General features: G+C 72.0%; 12 protein-coding genes. 5 read left to right on the plus strand and 7 right to left on the minus strand.

The genetic code is table 11. The annotated features are described in order from the left end of the window. Nucleotides 1-2 precede the first annotated feature (2 nt). Together ACH4U8_RS16265 and ACH4U8_RS16270 are read left to right on the plus strand one after the other, a co-directional pair. Nucleotides 3-443 (plus strand): thioesterase family protein, encoded by a 441-nt coding sequence (locus ACH4U8_RS16265; protein ID WP_360304413.1) that lies wholly within the window; start codon nucleotides 3-5, stop codon nucleotides 441-443. After that, nucleotides 440-1,084: a hypothetical protein gene (locus ACH4U8_RS16270; protein ID WP_360304415.1), complete on the plus strand. Its 645-nt coding sequence runs from the start codon at nucleotides 440-442 to the stop codon at nucleotides 1,082-1,084. The genes ACH4U8_RS16265 and ACH4U8_RS16270 overlap by 4 nt, the downstream gene beginning before the upstream one ends. A 116-nt stretch (nucleotides 1,085-1,200) precedes the next feature. Here the strand turns inward: ACH4U8_RS16270 and ACH4U8_RS16275 are convergent, their stop codons facing one another. From ACH4U8_RS16275 to ACH4U8_RS16290, 4 genes are all read right to left on the minus strand, one after another. Beyond that, nucleotides 1,201-1,587, minus strand: coding sequence for a globin (locus ACH4U8_RS16275; RefSeq protein WP_395778890.1), 387 nt, complete (start codon nucleotides 1,585-1,587; stop codon nucleotides 1,201-1,203). Nucleotides 1,588-1,676: 89 nt separating this feature from the next. Continuing rightward, nucleotides 1,677-3,155, minus strand: coding sequence for an SDR family oxidoreductase (locus ACH4U8_RS16280; protein ID WP_360304417.1), 1,479 nt, complete (start codon nucleotides 3,153-3,155; stop codon nucleotides 1,677-1,679). Between the two features lie 86 nt (nucleotides 3,156-3,241). Then, nucleotides 3,242-4,276 (minus strand): mechanosensitive ion channel family protein, encoded by a 1,035-nt coding sequence (locus tag ACH4U8_RS16285; protein WP_360304419.1) that lies wholly within the window; start codon nucleotides 4,274-4,276, stop codon nucleotides 3,242-3,244. Between the two features lie 171 nt (nucleotides 4,277-4,447). After that, nucleotides 4,448-6,667, minus strand: coding sequence for a prolyl oligopeptidase family protein (locus ACH4U8_RS16290; RefSeq protein WP_395778460.1), 2,220 nt, complete (start codon nucleotides 6,665-6,667; stop codon nucleotides 4,448-4,450). Nucleotides 6,668-6,857: 190 nt separating this feature from the next. On the opposite strand from ACH4U8_RS16290, the gene ACH4U8_RS16295 reads away from it, so the two are divergent. Continuing rightward, nucleotides 6,858-7,400, plus strand: a complete 543-nt coding sequence (locus ACH4U8_RS16295) for an HNH endonuclease (protein ID WP_126642612.1) — start codon at nucleotides 6,858-6,860, stop codon at nucleotides 7,398-7,400. Between the two features lie 146 nt (nucleotides 7,401-7,546). Next, complete coding sequence (malQ, locus tag ACH4U8_RS16300) at nucleotides 7,547-9,721, plus strand: 4-alpha-glucanotransferase (RefSeq protein ID WP_395778462.1); 2,175 nt, start codon at nucleotides 7,547-7,549, stop codon at nucleotides 9,719-9,721. Nucleotides 9,722-9,796: 75 nt separating this feature from the next. On the opposite strand, the gene ACH4U8_RS16305 is transcribed toward malQ, so the two are convergent. From ACH4U8_RS16305 to pepN (ACH4U8_RS16315), 3 genes are all read right to left on the minus strand, one after another. Beyond that, entirely contained in the window at nucleotides 9,797-10,066 is a 270-nt protein-coding gene (locus ACH4U8_RS16305; RefSeq protein ID WP_379992018.1) for a hypothetical protein, read from the minus strand. A gap of 72 nt (nucleotides 10,067-10,138) precedes the next feature. Further along, nucleotides 10,139-12,682 (minus strand): aminopeptidase N, encoded by a 2,544-nt coding sequence (pepN, locus tag ACH4U8_RS16310; RefSeq protein ID WP_360304425.1) that lies wholly within the window; start codon nucleotides 12,680-12,682, stop codon nucleotides 10,139-10,141. A 90-nt stretch (nucleotides 12,683-12,772) separates the two neighbouring features. Beyond that, nucleotides 12,773-15,316, minus strand: coding sequence for an aminopeptidase N (gene pepN, locus ACH4U8_RS16315; protein WP_395778464.1), 2,544 nt, complete (start codon nucleotides 15,314-15,316; stop codon nucleotides 12,773-12,775). Nucleotides 15,317-15,592: 276 nt separating this feature from the next. On the opposite strand from pepN (ACH4U8_RS16315), the gene ACH4U8_RS16320 reads away from it, so the two are divergent. Further along, a complete protein-coding gene (locus ACH4U8_RS16320) occupies nucleotides 15,593-16,222 on the plus strand; it encodes a disulfide bond formation protein DsbA (protein WP_379992015.1) in 630 nt (209 codons plus the stop codon). Nucleotides 16,223-16,287: the final 65 nt, after the last annotated feature.

Consider the following 16,287-nt stretch of genomic DNA (forward strand, 5'->3'; position numbering starts at 1 on the left):
ACGTGGCCAGGCACATCTACCAGGCGACGCTTCGGTGGTCCGACATGGACGCCTACCGGCACATCAACAATGTGCAGTACCTCCGCTACCTGGAGGAGGCGCGCGTGGACATGATGTTCACCCTCGGGCAGCGCGAGGGGGCCAAGACGCTCTCCGAGGGCGTGGTGATCGCCCGGCACGAGATCGACTACAAGCGCCCGATGGTGTGGCGCGCCGAGCCGGTGCGGGTGGAGACCTGGGTGACCCACATCGGTGCCGCCCGGTTCACGCTGGCCTACGAGATCAAGGACGACGAGCAGGTGTACGCGACGGCGTTGTCCGTACTGGTGCCGTATTCGCTCGACGAGCAGCGCCCCCGGCGGCTGACCGGGGACGAACGGGCCTATCTGGAGCGCTTCGTCGAACCCCGGGACGAGCCGGCGGGGCGGCCGGTCCGGCCATGAGCGTGTTGCGACTCGATGCGGCCGCCGGCACGGACCTGGGCGGCTACCTGACCCGACTGCTGCGCTACGACCGCCGTGCGGTGGTACGCGTGCGCGCCGATGGATCGGTGCTCGGTACGTTCGGCCACCCGCCGTTCGGGGAGGCCGCGTCGGGTGTGATCACGCTGCGGACCAGCGAGTTGGCGGAGCCCGCGACCGTGGACGCGACGGTGTCCGCCGGGCAGCTCCTGGACGCGATCGCGGACGACGCGAGCGTGCGGCTGCCGGCGTCGGTGACCGGTCCGGGGTGGGCCGGCATGTTGCCGCCGCGCACCGGCTGGGAACGGGTCGCCGAGCTGGCCGTGCTCGACCTGGGCCGCGAAGTGGCGGCCGGCGTGGCCGAGTTCCGGTCCCGCACCGAACCCGGGATGCCACGCGCGGAGTTCGACCGGATCGCGGCCGACATCTGGACCCGACCGCTGCCCGGCCGGCTCCCGCTGCGCGCCGCACACGCCGCCCAGTCCTTCGGGTTCCTGGGTCCACCGGACCCCGAGGCCCGGGTCGAGGTGCTGACCGTCGGGCCCTGGCTACGCCTGGAAGCCCGCTACGGCTCGGTCTCGGTCCGTCGCCCCGACGCCCCCGGCCTGCTCTTCACACGCTGACCCGGTCGGTGTGCTCGACCACCACCCGGTCGGGTCCGTCGACACTCGGTGCGGCCCGGGTGCCACCGACCGGGCCCGGCCGCCTCCGTCGGAGCGCGGAGGCGGCTGTTGCCGGGTCAGTCGAGTCGGTTCACCATCGACTGCGCCGCGTAGACCAGGTAGTCCCACAGGGTGTTCTCCTGCTCGGCGGGCAACGCGATGTCGTCGACCGCCGCGCGCATGTGCCGCAGCCACGCGTCCCGAGCCTCCTCGGTCACCGCGAACGGCGCGTGCCGCATCCGCAGCCGAGGGTGTCCACGCTGCTCGCTGTAGGTGCGCGGGCCGCCCCAGTACTGCACCAGGAACATCCGCAGGCGATCCTCGGCACCGGCGAAGTCCTCCTCCGGATACATCGGGCGCAGCAGGGGATCCTCGCGCACGCCCTGGTAGAAGCGGTGCACGAGCTTGACGAACGTCTCCTCGCCGCCCACGGCTTCGTAGAGACTCGGTTCCGGCTCTCGCATCTCGGTCACCGTCCCATCCTCCCAGACGGCCCGCCGACCCGGGGATGCTCGGTCCGATCGGTCCGGGCGGCCCAACGGATCGGGACCGATCAGCCCGATTCCTCGGCGGCTCGGGTGATGCCCCGGCGCATGCCGCCGAAGACGATGCCGTGGAAGGGGAACACCGCCCACCAGTACGCGTGCCCGAGCAGCCCCCGGGGATGGAACAGCGCACGCTGGCGGTAGCACGTGTGCCCGTCGGCGGCGGAGACGGTGAACTCCAGCCAGGCCAGGCCCGGCAGCCGCATCTCCGCGCGCAGCCGGAGCAGCTCGCCGGGCACCACCTCCTCGACCCGCCAGAAGTCGAGCGAGTCGCCGACCCGCAGGCGGTGCGGGTCCCGGCGCCCGCGACGCAGCCCGACCCCGCCCACGATCCGGTCCAGGGCACCGCGCACCGCCCAGGCCAGCGACCACGAGTGCCAGCCGCTGTCGCCGCCGATGCCCTCGATCACCCGCCACACCGCCGCCGGGCTCGCGGCCGGCTCCGCCTCGCGCACGTCCTCGTACAACGAGCCGCCGGACCAGTCCGGGTCGGTGGGCAGCGGATCGCTCGGGGCGCCGGGCAGGGCCGCCGAGGACCAGCGGGTGGCCACGTCCGCGTCGCGGATGCGCTTGAGGGCCAGTTCGAGTGCACGATCGAATCCGGTCAGGCCGTCCGGCGGGTCCGGGATCCAGCGCGCGATGTCGTGCTCGTGGCAGATCACCTCGCTGCGCAGCGACTCCACCAACGGTCGGGCCAGGCCGCCGGGCACGGGAGTGATCAGGCCCACCCAGTGGCTGGACAACGACGGGGTGAGCATCGGCACGGGCAACACCCGGCGCCGGCGCAGGCCCGCGACCGCCGCGTAGCGCTGCATCATCCGCTCGTAGGTGAGCACGTCCGGGCCGCCGATGTCGAAGGCGCGGTCCACCTCCGGGGGCAGCGCGGCACAACCCACCAGGTAGTGGAGCACGTCCCGGACCGCGATCGGCTGGATGCGCGAGGTGACCCAGCGCGGCGTGACCATCACCGGCAGCCGCTCGGTCAGGTAGCGCAACATCTCGAAGGAGGCGGACCCCGAGCCGATGATCACCGCGGCGCGCAACACCGCGGTGGGCACCGCGCAGCCGAGCAGGATCTCGCCGACCTCGGCGCGCGAACGCAGGTGCGGCGAGGAGTCCCGGGCGGCGGAACCGGCGGCCGGGCCCAGACCGCCGAGGTAGACCAGCCGGCCGACGCCCGCCTCCTCGGCCGCGGCGGCGAAGGTGCGCGCGGTCTCGCGATCGGTGTCGGCGAAGCGCGGGCCGCTGCCGAGCGCGTGGATCAGGTAGTAGGCGATCTGCACGCCGTCGAGGGCGCGGCGGACCTCGGCGGGGTCGAGGGCGTCGGCCCGGACGATCTCCACCCGGTCCGCCCACGGGTGGTCGCGCAGCTTGTCCGGGGTGCGGGCCATACAGCGCACCCGATAACCGGCCGCGAGCAGTTCGGGCACGAGCCGGCCGCCGAGATAGCCGGTGGCGCCGGTGACCAGACACAGGGGAGAGTCCACCCGACCCAGTCTCGGCGACGGCCGGCCCGAATCCCGCGAGGGCGCGCCCGACGGTGACCCGTTCGGTCTCCGCCCCGGGGCGGGGCTCAGGCTCCCGGCGCCCCGGGCGCCTGCGGTGTCGGTGGGGCCGGCGGCGGGGACACCGGGACCGGCGCGGGCTCGGCCGGGGCGGGCGCGGGGCCGTCGTCGCTCGCCGGCCCCGCCGCGCTCGCGACCGGCTCGCTGATCCGGATGCCCGCGTCGTCGAACGCCCGCTTGAGCCGGCCGCGCAGCTCGCGCGCCACCGGCAGCTCCTGACCGGGCATGGTCTTGATCTGCACCTGGAGCACGACCGCGTCCGGGGTCACCGATTCCATCCCGACCACGGTCGCCGAACCCCACATGCGCTCGTTCCACGGCTCGACCTCGGCCAGCGCCTCGGCGGTCGAGGAGATCACCGCGCGCACCTTGTCCACGTCCTCGTGGTAGCCGACCTGGACGTCCACCTTGGCGGTGCCCCAGCCCTGGCTCTTGTTGCCGATCCGCTTGATCTCCCCGTTGCGGATGTACCAGACGGTGCCGTCCACATCGCGCAGCTTGGTGATCCGCAGGCCCACCTCGACCACCGTGCCGGTCGCGGCGCCCGCGTCGACCAGGTCGCCCACGCCGTACTGGTCCTCCAGGATCATGAACATCCCGGACAGGAAGTCGGTGACCAGGTTGCGCGCGCCGAAGCCCAGCGCGATGCCGGCGATACCCGCGCTGGCCAGCAGCGGCGCGAGGTTGACCTTGAACTCGCCGAGCACCATCAGTCCGGCGATGCCCAGGATCACGAACGACGCGGTGCTGCGCAGCACCGAACCGACCGTCTCGGCGCGCTGCCGGCGCCGTTCGGCGTTGAGCAGGAAGCCGGTCACCGGCCGCCCGCTGCTGTCCGTACCGCTGTTGGCCATCCGGCCGACCAATTGGGTGATCAGTTTCCGGGTCACCGCGCGCAGGATGAGCGCGACCAGGATGATCACCAGGATCCGGATCGGCGTCACCACCAGGGACTCGCCGTGTCGGTCGAACCAGGACGACACCTTGCCGTCGCTCTTGGCGACGTCGAACGACAGCAGGATTCCGGGGACGGGCGCGGACACGTACTGGACCTTTCGGACGGCGAGCGGAGGAACCTCCCCCGGCGACGGGGGATCGGCTTCCCACAGTAGTCACGCGGGTGGAAAGCCTCGTGCGATACCTCTTGTTCATTCCTTTTGTCACTGATTGCCGCTATGTCACTGGTTGCTGCTGTGTCGCTGATCACCGCTAGGTCACCGATCCCCACCTTCGCCGTCCCGGCCGGTCGCCGCGCCGAGCGCGCCGGGGGTGCCGGGCGTGCCGGGCGTGCCGTCGAGTGTGCCGAGCGTGTCGAGGTCCAGGCCGGTCCGATCGGCCAGGAAGGACAGCGTGTCCACGGTGAGTTCGACGGTGCGCGAGACCGAGCGGGCCGCGTGGCCGACCTCGGCCTCGGCGCGCAACAACACCGGGCGGCTGCTCGTGGTCGCGTCCTGGAGGGCCGCGCACATCTTGCGCGCGTGCAGCGGGTCCACCCGGCTGTCGCCGTCGAACACGGTGAACAGCACCGCCGGGTAGGCCACGCCCGCCCGTACGTGGTGATAGGGCGAGTAGCCCAGCAGCCAGTCCAGTTCCTCGGCCGTCTCCGCGCTGCCGTACTCGTCGGACCACAACCGGCCCAGCCCGAACCGCTCGTAGCGGACCATGTCCAGGAGCGGCATCGAGCAGGCCACCGCCGCGTACAACTGCGGCCGCTGGGTGAGCGCGGCGCCCACGAGCAGCCCACCGTTGGAACCGCCGGACGCGGCCAGCCGCTCGGACGTGCTCCAACCCCGGGCGATCAGATGCTCCGCGGCGGCGTGGAAATCCTCGAACACGCGTTGCTTGTGCCCACGCATGCCCGCGCGATGCCACTCCTCGCCTTCTTCCGAGCCGCCGCGCAGATTGGCGATCGCGTACACGCCGCCCGCCTCCACCCACGCGAGTACACCCGCGGAGTAGGCGGGGCCGAGCGCGATGCCGAAGCCGCCGTAGCCGTACAACACGGCGGGCCGGGGTCGGTCCGGCTCGGCGGTCGGCGCGATCACGAACATCCGGACGGTGGTGCCGTCCGCCGAGCGGTAGGACTCCTGGCGCACGTGCACCCGCGGCAGTCGTGCGTTGCCGGGCGCGCCGGCCCAGGTCTCGATCGCGCCGGTGCGCGCGTCGTAGCGCAGTACGGCCGACGGCGCGGTGTAGTCCGACCAGCCGAACCACGCCTCGTGGCCGCCCTCGGGGTGCTCGGCCAGTCCGCCGATCGAACCGGGCGAGCCGCCGGGCGTCTTCGGCCGGGCCAACACCTCGCCGGTGGCCAGGTCGCACGCCGTCAGCTCGCCCACCGCGTGCCGGGTCCGGGCGAGCAGCAGCGTCGGCCGCGGCGCGTGCGGGCCGTCCAGGATCGCGTATCCGGTGAGCACCGCGTCCGGCTCCTCGGGTACCAGGTCCCGCCAGCCCTCGGGGCCCGGCGCCGCCGGGTCGGCCACGCACAGCCGACCGCGCGGCGCGTCCAGGTCGGTGAACACGTACAGCCGCCCGTCCCGGCCCACCCGCAGGCCGGTGAGCGCGTCGCGGCCCACCACCACCGGGCGCAACCGCGGCCGTTCCGGCGCACCCGTGCGCAGGTCGGCCAGCCACAGGTCGTTGCGCGGCGCGGTGCCCGCGGACGCGGACACGGTGAGCCAGTTGCCGTCCCGGCTGACGCCGACGCCGAAGTAGGTGGCCGGTTCGCTGCCCGCGCCGAACACCTCGACGTCCGTGGCGGGATCGGCGCCGATCCGGTGCAGGTAGACCCGGCGGTGATGTTGTTCCTCGCCCGCGGGCACCGCCTCCGGCGGGAGTCGGCGCACCAGGTAGCACGCGTCGCCGCCGGGAAGCCAGGCGATCGAGGTGTCGCGCATCCGATCGATCGGGCCCTCGACGTGCTCGCCGGTACGCACGTCGAGCACGTACAGGCGGGACTCCTCGTCGCCGCCGGTGGAGAGCAGGTAGGCGAGCCGATCACCCTCGTCCGAGGGCGTCCACTGGTCCAGCGTGGTGGTGCCGGTCGGGTCGATCGCGATCGGATCCACCAGCGCGCGCTCGGTCCCGTCCGGCTCGACCACGAACAACACCGCGTGCTCGTGCTCGGGGTCGCGGCGGATCAGGAAGTGTCGGTCGCCGCGCCAACAGGGCAGCCCGATCAGGCCGGTGGCGAGCAACTCGGACAGCCGCGCCCGCAGCCGATCGCGTCCGGCCAGATGGTCCACATGGGCGTGGAACCACTCGTCCTGCGCCGCGGCCCAGGCGCGGGTGTCCGGCGCGTCAGGGTCCTCCAGTGCCCGATAGGGGTCCGGGACGGAGCGGCCGAACAGCACGTCGACCGTGTCGCCGCGGGCGGCGGCGGGGGCGTGCGGGGTCTCGTGGGGGGCGTGTTCCGCGGGCTGCACAGAGCGCGTCATGGGCGCACCCTAGACGCCCGGGCGGATCGGTGCGCACCGTCACCACCCGGCCACGTGGTGCCACCCATGCAGGTGAACGCTCTGTGACCTTGTCGATTCCTGGTAGCGCGGGGGGTATCCCGCCATGGACACTGGAGGCCGATCGTCCCCGGCGCGAGCCACGCGCTGTCGGCGTCACAGGGAGGCATACGTGCCGCATTCGCTGGTCCTCAACGCGTCGTACGAGCCCCTGTGCGTGGTGCCCGTTCGCCGCGCACTGATTCTCGTGCTGAACGACAAGGCAATGTGCCTGGAAGAAACAGGCACCATCCTGCACAGCGCCACCACCGAGATTCCCGTACCCAGTGTGATCAGACTGACCCGTTTCGTCCGTATCCCCTTTCGGGGCCAAGTCCCGCTCACCCGGCGCGCGCTGTTCGCTCGCGACGGAGGGCGTTGCGTCTACTGCGGAAGCGCCGCCACCAGTGTCGACCACGTCGTCCCCCGCAGCCGCGGTGGACAACACACGTGGGACAACGTGGTCTCGGCGTGTCGTCGCTGCAATCACGTCAAGAGCGATCGGTACATCGCCGAGCTGGGCTGGCGAATGCCGCGTCCCCCATCCCAACCCACCGGCCTGGCGTGGCGGATCCTGGGCACCGGGTTTCGTGATCCACGTTGGGAGCCATACCTGGCGCCGTACGGTGCGCAGGAGGCGGGCTTCGACCATTTCGACCAGGTCGCGAGCGCCTAGAAGGCGGCGGATTTCCTCCGGGGAGCCCGTCGCCGTTTTTGTTTCGACGGGTTCCACCGGAGCCGCGGTCCGGAACCCGACACATCTGCTCGCGTGTCGGTCGGACACGCCGACACCGGGGCCGTTCGGGTGCGATGCTCGCGGGCATGGAGGAACCACGCGTATCGCAGTTGTCTCCCGAATTGGTCCGGCTCGCCTCCGCGTTCGGGGTGGCCACGGAGTATCAGGGGTGGCGCGGCGAGGCCGTGCACACCGACCCGGCGACGGTGATAGCGGTGCTCGGTGCGCTCGGCGTGGACGCGTCGACCCCCGAGAGTGCCCGGGCCGCGCTCGCCGAGCACGAGGAACTGCGGCGGACCCGGCTGTTGCCCCCGGTGCTGGTGCTGCGTTCGGGCCGGCCGGCCGGCTTCACCGTCAACGTGCCGGCCGGGCATCGGGTCGAGCTGTGGATCGAGCTGGAGGACGGCGGGGTCCGCCGCGACCTCGGTGCGGGACCCGGCCTCGGACCGCTCGGTGACCCGGTCGGCGCCCACCGGGTGCCCGCCGATCTGCCGCTGGGCTGGCACACCCTGCACGCCCGCTGCTCGCCCGAGCCCGAGGAGTCGCTCGGCTCGGGCGGGGTGCCGAGCACCGCCGGCGCGGGCAGTCGCGCCTCGTGCCCGATCGCGATCACCCCGGCCGTGCTGCCCACGCCCGCGGAGCGCTCGTGGGGCTACATGGTGCAGCTCTATTCGCTGCCCTCGCGCCGGTCGTGGGGGATCGGCGACCTGGCCGACCTGGCCGACCTGGCGGTGTGGTCGGCGCGTACCCAGGGCGCCGGCTTCGTGTTGGTCAACCCGCTGCACGCGGCCTCGCCGGTGCCGCCGGTGGAGGCGTCGCCGTACCTGCCGGTGAGCCGCCGGTTTCCCGACCCGATGTACGTCCGGGTCGAGGCCGTCCCGGAGTTCGCCTACCTGACCCCGGTCGAGCGGGCGGTGGCCGAGGAGCTTCGGGCCGAGGCGGGGGACGGGCAGGACGGCGCCGAGCACCTGGATCGGGACGCGGTGCGGGTGGCCAAGCGGGAAGCGCTCGCGCTGGTGCACAAGGTGCCGCGCAGCCTGGGCCGGGACGCCGACTACCGCGCGTTCGTCGCGCGCGAGGGCCGATGGCTGACCGACTTCGCCACGTGGTGCGCGCTGGTCGAGGAGTACGGCCCGTCCTGGCGGAACTGGCCCGCGCACCTGCACGACCCGGACTCGGCCGAGGTCGCCGCCGAGCGCGAACGGCTCGCCGGCGCGATCGACTTCCACCGCTGGACCCAGTGGGTGCTGGCCGACCAGTTGCAGGCCGCGCAGGACGCGGCGACGCACGCGGGCATGTCGGTGGGCATCGTGCACGACCTCGCGGTCGGCGTGCACCCCGACGGCGCGGACGCGTGGGTGCTCGGGTCCGAGCGCGGCGGCCGGGTACTCGCGCTGGGCGCCACCGGCGGCGCGCCGCCGGACGCGATGAACCAGATCGGGCAGGACTGGAACCAGCCGCCGTGGCATCCGCTGCGGTTGGCCGAGACCGGCTACGCGCCCTACCGGGAGCTGTTGCGCGCGGCCTTTCGGCACGCCGGCGCGGTACGGGTGGACCACGTGCTCGGGCTGTTCCGGTTCTGGTGGGTGCCCAAGGGCAACAGCCCCGCCGAAGGCGCGTACGTGCGCTACGACCACGAGGCGATGGTCGGCATCCTGGCCCTGGAGGCGCACCGCGCCGGTGCCGTGGTGATCGGCGAGGACCTGGGCACGGTGGAGCCGTGGGTGCGGACCTATCTGGCCGAGCGCGGCATCCTGGGCACCTCGGTGTTGTGGTTCGAACGCGACGACAAGGGCCGGCCGCTGCCGCCCGAGCAGTGGCGCGCCGGCTCGCTGGCCACGGTGACCACGCACGACCTGCCGCCCACCGCGGCCCGGCTCGCGGGCGAGCACATCGACCTGTGGGAGCGCCTGCACCTGCTGGTCCGGGACGTGGACATCGAACGGGCCGAGGATCTCGCCGACCGCGAGCAGTGGCTCGAACTGCTGCGCCGGCGCGGCTACCTGCGGCCCGGCGCGGGCGAGCGGGAGACGGTCGAGGCGCTGCACCGCCTGCTCGCCGCGACGCCGTGCCGGCTGCTCGGCGTCTGGCTGCCGGACGGGGTGGGCGATCGTCGCCCGCAGAACCTGCCGGGCACCTGGAACCAGTATCCGAACTGGCTGCTGCCGGTGGCCGACGACGAGGGCCGACACGTCTACCTGGAGGACCTGCCGGTCAACCCGCGCGCGGTGTCGCTGGCCCGGGTGCTCCGGGGGCGTTAGGCCCTGTCCGGCCCGGCCCCGGACGTGCCGAAGCCGCCGAGCGGGTGTGCACCCGCTCGGCGGCTTCGGGGAAAGTCAGTTCTTCTTCTTGTTGATGATGTCCGGAAGCATCACGAGACCCGCGATGATCACGAAGGCCAGGATCGGGATGCCGACGAAGACCCCGAGGGTCTCGCCGATACCGATGCCGGCGCCCGGTTCGTCGCCGTCGTCGCGGATGTTCGCGAAGGCCGGTGTCGAAATCAGCGACATGAGCGTGACAACGGCCGACACGGCCCCGGCGCGAAGTGCATTCCTGTTCACCACGAAACCCACGCTACCGGGCCGGTGCACGAACACACGCACCGGGTTGACCCTTCCGTGCGAACCGCCGGCCGGCCGGACCGTCGATCGGCCCGGCCGGCCCCACGTCGGGTGCTACTTGTCGCGTGCCTGCGCCCGCAGGGCCCGGGCCACCCCGTCGCGGCTCTCCACCACCAGGCGCCGCAGGCCCGCCGGGTGCTCGGCGCTCGCGAGCCACGCGTCGGTGCGGTCCAGGGTGTCCTGGGTGACCTGGAGGGTCGGGTACAGGCCGATCACGATCTGCTGGGCGATCTCGTTGGTGCGGGTCGTCCACACGTTCGCGATCGTGGCGAAGTACCGCTCGGTGTAGGCCGCGAGCAGGTCGCGCTGGGCCGGCTGGACGAAGCCGCCGATCACCGCCGCCTGGATCGCGTTGGGCAGCGCGTCGGACTCGACGACCGAGGCCCACGCCTCGTCCTTGGCCGCGGCCGTCGGCCGGGCCGCCCGCGCGGCCGCCGCGTGCCGGCGACCGGCCGCGGTGGAGTCGCGCTCCAACTCGGCGTCGACGTCCGCGTCGGTGGCCACCCCGGTCGCGGACAGGCGCAGCAGCAGCGCCCAGCGCAGATCCGCGTCCACCGCCAGGCCCTCGATCTGCTCCTTGCCGTCGAGCAGAGCACGCAGGATCGCCAGGTGGTCCGGCCGCGCCGCCACCGACGCCAGGCAGCGCGTCCAGGCCAACTGGTGGTCGCTGCCCGGCTCCGCCGCGCGCAGGAAACGCTCGGCCGCCACCGCGAGTTCGGCCAGCGAACGCTCGCGGTGCGCCGGGTCGAGGTAGAGCTCCAGCGCGCTGGTGACCTGGCGCTGCAACGTCTGGACGATGTTGATGTCCCGCTCGCCGCCCGCGCCGGCCAGTACCAGCTTGAGGTAGTCGCGCGCCGCCATCTCCGCGTCGCGCGTCATGTCCCACGCCGCCGCCCAGCACAGCGCGCGCGGCAGCGGGTCGACGAACTCGCCGATCGCGTCGGTGACGAAGGCCAGCGAGTGCTCGTCGAGCCGGATCTTGGTGTAGGTCAGGTCGTCGTCGTTGAGCAGCACCACGTCCGGACGGGCCCGGCCGACCAGGTCGGCGACCTCGGTTCGGGCGCCGGTGACGTCCAGCTCCAGCCGGTGCGTGCGCACCAGACCGGCGTCGGTGCGGTCGTAGAAGCCGATCGCGATCCGGTGCGAACGCAGCGTCGGCCACGCCTGCGGAGCCTCCTGGAGCACCGCGAACGAGGTGATCACGCCGTCCGAGGAGGTCTCGATCGCGGGCCGCAGCGTGTTCACGCCCGCGGTCTCCAGCCACTCGCGCGACCACGACTTCAGGTCCCGACCGGAGGTCTCCTCCAGCGCGCCCAGCAGGTCGGCCAGCCTGCTGTTGCCCCACGCGTGCTTCTTGAAGTACGCCCGTACGCCCGCGAAGAAGTTCTCGCTGCCCACGTAGGCGACGAGCTGCTTGAGCACCGAGGCGCCCTTGGCGTAGGTGATGCCGTCGAAGTTGACCTCGACGTCCTCCAAGTCCCGGATGTCGGCGAAGATCGGGTGCGTGGAGGGCAGTTGGTCCTGCCGGTAGGCCCAGGTCTTCATCCGGTTGCCGAACGTGGCCCACGCGTGCGACCAGCGGGTCACCTCGGCCTGGCAGCGCACCGACGCGTAGGTGGCGAACGACTCGTTCAGCCACAGGTCGTCCCACCACTGCATGGTGACCAGGTCGCCGAACCACATGTGCGCGAGCTCGTGCAGGATGGTCTCCGCACGCGTCTCGTACGACGTGTCGGTGACCTTGGAGCGGAAGACGTAGTCCTCCAGGATCGTCACACAGCCCGCGTTCTCCATCGCGCCCGCGTTGTACTCCGGCACGAAGAGCTGGTCGTACTTGGCGAACGGGTAGGCGAAGTCGAACTGCTTCAGGAAGTAGTCGAAGCCCTGCTTGGTGACGTCGAAGATGGCGTCCGCGTCCAGGAACGGCGCGAGCGAGGACCGGCAGTACACGCCGAGCGGGACGACCGTGCCGTCCGCGGCGGTGTAGCTGTCCTGTACCGCGTGGTAGTGGCCGGCCACCAGGGCGGTGATGTACGTGGAGATCCTGGGCGTCGGTTCGAACGCCCACACCGAGGCGCCGTCGGCACCGGCCGAGGGCTCGGGGGTGGGCGAGCAGGAGACCACCCGCCACTCGCTCGGCGCGGTGATCGTGAAGGCGAAGGTGGCCTTGAGGTCCGGCTGTTCGAAGTTGGCGAAGACCCGGCGCGCGTCGGCCACCTCGAACTGGGTGTAGAGGTAGGTCTTGCCGTCCACCGGGTCGACGAAGCGGTGCAGGCCCTCGCCGGTGTTCATGTACGCGCAGGACGCGACCACCCGCAGCTCGTTGTGCTCGGCGAGGTCGCTCAACGCGATCCGGCTGTCCGCGAAGACCGACGCGACGTCGAGCGCCTTGCCGTTGAGGGTGATCTCCTGCACGTCGGGGGCGATCAGATCGACGAACGTGCTCGCCCCCGGTTCGCTACAGCCGAACCTCAGCACCGTCGTGGACGGGAACGTCGCACCGGTGCCGGTCAGGTCGAGGGCGATGTCGTACGAGTCGACGGACAGGATCCGGGCCCGCTCGCGGGCTTCGTCACGCGTCAGGTTGGTTCCGGGCACGCTGCGCTCCTTGTGGGATGGGCGCCGCCGGGGAGGGGCGGCCGGGGAATCGGACCCCGTCGGGATGGTGGCGGGATCCGAACGGGCGAGTCAGTCGCGTCGGTCGCGCTTGCGGGCCGCGAGCGCACGGGTCACGTCGTCGCGGCACTCCAGGACCAGCCGGCGCAGCGCCGGCACCGGCTCGGTCGCGGCCAGCCAGTCGTCGGTGCGCCGCAGCGTGTCGACGTCGATCCGACCCGAGGGGTAGAGGCCGACCACGACCCGGCGGGCGATCTCGATCGAGCGGTCCCGCCACACCGGCGCGATCGCGGCGAAGTAGCGGTCGGTGTACGGGTCGGTCAGGTCTTCCTGACCGGACGTGGCGAAGCCCGCGATGACCGCGGCGAGCGTCGCGTTGGGCAGTTCGTCGGTTTCCACCACGAGCCGCCACGCCTCGGCCTTGGCCTCGGGCGTGGGGCGTGCGGCGCGGCACTCGATCGCGTGTCGGCGACCGGCCGCGGTGCCGTCGCGCTCCAGTTCGGCGGCGATGTCCGGCTCGTCGGCGGCACCGCCCGCGCACAGCGCGCGCAACATCGCCCAGCGCAGCTCGGTGTCCACGCTCAGCCCGGCGATCCGCTGCTCACCGGTCAGCAGGTCGCGCAGCAACGCGAGTTCCTCGGGCGTGCCGGCGGCCGAGGCCAGGCAGCGGGCCCAGGCGAGCTGATGGCCCCCGCCCGCCTCCGCGGCCCGCAGTTCGGTCAGCGAGCCGGCCGCGAGCAGCCGCAGGGCCTCGGCCCGGAAGGCCGGGTCGGTGTAGCGGTCCAGGCCGGTCTTGACCTGCACCTGGAGCTTTTGCACCACGCCCACGTCGCTTTCCCGACCGGCGTGCCGCAGCACCAGGTCCAGGTAGTCGCGCGCGGGCAGTTCGCCGTCCCGGGTCATGTCCCACGCCGCGCCCCAGCACAGCGCGCGGGCGAGCGAGGAGTCGAGCTCGCCCAGCGAGTCGAGCACCGCCTGCCACGACCGCGGGTCGAAGCGCACCTTCGCGTAGGTGAGGTCGTCGTCGTTGAGCAGGATCAGCGGCGTGCGGGCGCGGCCGACCAACTCGGGCACCTCGGTGCGGGCGCCGACCACGTCCACCTCGACCCGGGCGACCCGCTCGGCGCCGTCGTACAGGCCGATCGCGATCCGGTGCGGGCGCAACGTCGGGAACGCCGGCGTGGCCTCCTGGAGCACCGCGAACGAGGTGATCACGCCGTCCGCGTCGGTCTCGATCGCCGGGCGCAGCGTGTTCACGCCGGAGGTCTCCAGCCAATCCGCCGACCAGGACTTGAGGTCGCGGCCGGAGGTCTCCTCCAGGGCGGAGAGGAAGTCGGCGAGGGTGGTGTTGCCCCACGCGTGCTTGCGGAAGTACGACCGGGCACCCGCGAAGAACTCGTCCTCGCCCACGTAGGCGACCAGTTGCTTGAGGACCGAGGCGCCCTTGGCGTAGGTGATCCCGTCGAAGTTGAGCTTGGCGTCCTCCAGGTCGTTGATCACCGCCACGATCGGGTGGGTGGTGGGCAACTGGTCCTGGCGGTACGCCCAGTCCTTGCGGCGTGCGGCGAAGCTGGTCCAGGCGTCGGTCCAGCGGGTCGCCGCGCCCTGCGAGTAGGCGCCCATGAAGTCGGCGAAGGACTCCTTCAGCCACAGGTCGTCCCACCAGCGCGGAGTGACCAGGTCGCCGAACCACATGTGCGCCATCTCGTGCAGGATCACGTTGGCGCGGTTCTCGTACGCCGAGTCGGTGACCTTGGAGCGGAAGACGTAGTCCTCGGTGAAGGTGACCGCGCCCGGGTTCTCCATCGCGCCGAGGTTGTACTCCGGCACGAAGAGCTGGTCGTACTTGCCGAACGGATACGGGAAGTCGAACCGGTCGTGGAACAGGTCCAGGCCCTGCCGGGTGACCTCGAAGATGTCCTCGTGGTCGAACGACTCGGCCAGCGACGCGCGGCAGAACCCGCCGAGCGGGACGACCAGGCCGTCCGGGCCGGTGTAGGTGTCGAAGACCGCGTGGTAGGGGCCGGCCACGACCGCGGTCAGGTAGGTGGAGATCCGCGGCGTCGGGGCGAAGTCCCAGCGTGCGACCCCCTCGCGCACCGGTGCCGGCTTCGGCGTGGTCGAGTTCGACACCACGTGCCAGTCGGCCGGCGCGGTCACCGAGAACCGGAACGACGCCTTGAGGTCCGGCTGTTCGAAGTTCGCGAAGACCCGGCGCGAGTCGGCCGGCTCGTACTGGGTGTAGAGGTAGACCCGATCGTCGACCGGGTCGACGAAGCGGTGCAGGCCCTCGCCGGTGCGGCTGTAGGCGCACGACGCGAGCACGCGCAGTTCGTTGGTTCCCTCGACCAGGTCGTCCAGCAGTACTCGGGCGCCGTCGAAGACCTGTGCGGGGTCGAGCGCGCGGCCGTTGAGCACGACCTCGTGGACGGCCGGGGCGAGCAGATCCACGAACGTGGCCGCACCCGCCTCACGGCAACCGAAACGGAGCACCGTCTCGGAGCGGAACGTCTCCGTGCTGTCGGTGGTGACATCGAGCCTGACGTCGTAGTCCTCGACGCTCAGGATCCGGGCCCGCGTGCGGGCCTCCTCGCGGGTCAGATTCCTGCCGGGCACTGGATCACTCCCTGGTTGGCTGCGGTCCGGGCGATCCTTTCACGGCGGGGGCGGCTGTGTCGGCCCGGTTCTCGACCGGATTCCCGGTCCGGCGCGGGTGCGGCCCCGGCCGGCCCGGGAGCGTGGGATTGTCGCGATCGGCAGGAATGGCGGGGTGCGGTCGGAGGTTGCACAGTCATCGACGGCCCGTCCGCCGTCCGTCGAGGCGACCCGGGTGCAGCGCGGCCGGGCGCACGGCGTCGCGAACCAGGCAGCAGGATCGAGAGGAACCCCGCAGTGACCACCAAGGACAACGGATCCGCCCGCGACATAGCGCACTTCTGGTTCGACCCGCTGTGTCCGTGGGCGTGGATGACGTCGCGCTGGATGCTCGAGGTGGAGAAGATTCGCCCCGTGGACGTGCAGTGGCACGTGATGAGCCTGTCCGTGCTCAACAGCGGCCGGGACGACATCCCGGAGGCGTACAAGGAGATGCTGGAGCGCGGCTGGGGCCCGGTGCGGGTGTGCATCGCCGCCGAGCAGCGGTTCGGCAACGAGGTGCTCCTGCCGCTCTACACCGCGCTGGGCAACCGCCGGCACCCGGGCGGCGAGGAGTTCTCGCGCGAGATGATCGAGGCCGCGCTGACCGAGGCGGGCCTGCCCACCGAGCTCGCCGACGCCGCCGACTCGACCGAGTACGACGAGGCTCTGGTCAAGTCGCACCACGACGGCATGGACCGGGTGGGCATGGACGTCGGCACCCCGGTGATCAGCGTCAACGGTGTGTCCTTCTTCGGTCCGGTGGTGACCCCGGCGCCCAAGGGCGAGGACGCGGGCAGGCTCTGGGACGGCGTGGTGCTGGTCGCGGGCACGCCGGGCTTCTTCGAGATCAAGCGCACCCGTGACCAGGGGCCGATTTTCGACTGACCGGTTTCGACTGACCGGATGAAACCTGTCGGTCCCGACTCGGAATCGACTACAAAGCAAAGCAA

Source organism: Embleya sp. NPDC020886, assembly GCF_044333915.1.
In the GTDB taxonomy this organism is placed as follows: Bacteria; Actinomycetota; Actinomycetes; order Streptomycetales; family Streptomycetaceae; genus Embleya.

Excerpts from the sequence above, each read along its gene's own strand:
- ACH4U8_RS16270 (WP_360304415.1), top strand. The coding sequence starts at position 440 with ATGAGCGTGTTGCGACTCGATGCGGCCGCCGGCACGGACCTGGGCGGC.
- ACH4U8_RS16275 (WP_395778890.1), bottom strand. The coding sequence starts at position 1,587 with ATGCGAGAGCCGGAACCGAGTCTCTACGAAGCCGTGGGCGGCGAGGAG.
- ACH4U8_RS16290 (WP_395778460.1), bottom strand. The coding sequence starts at position 6,667 with ATGACGCGCTCTGTGCAGCCCGCGGAACACGCCCCCCACGAGACCCCG.
- malQ (WP_395778462.1), top strand. The coding sequence starts at position 7,547 with ATGGAGGAACCACGCGTATCGCAGTTGTCTCCCGAATTGGTCCGGCTC.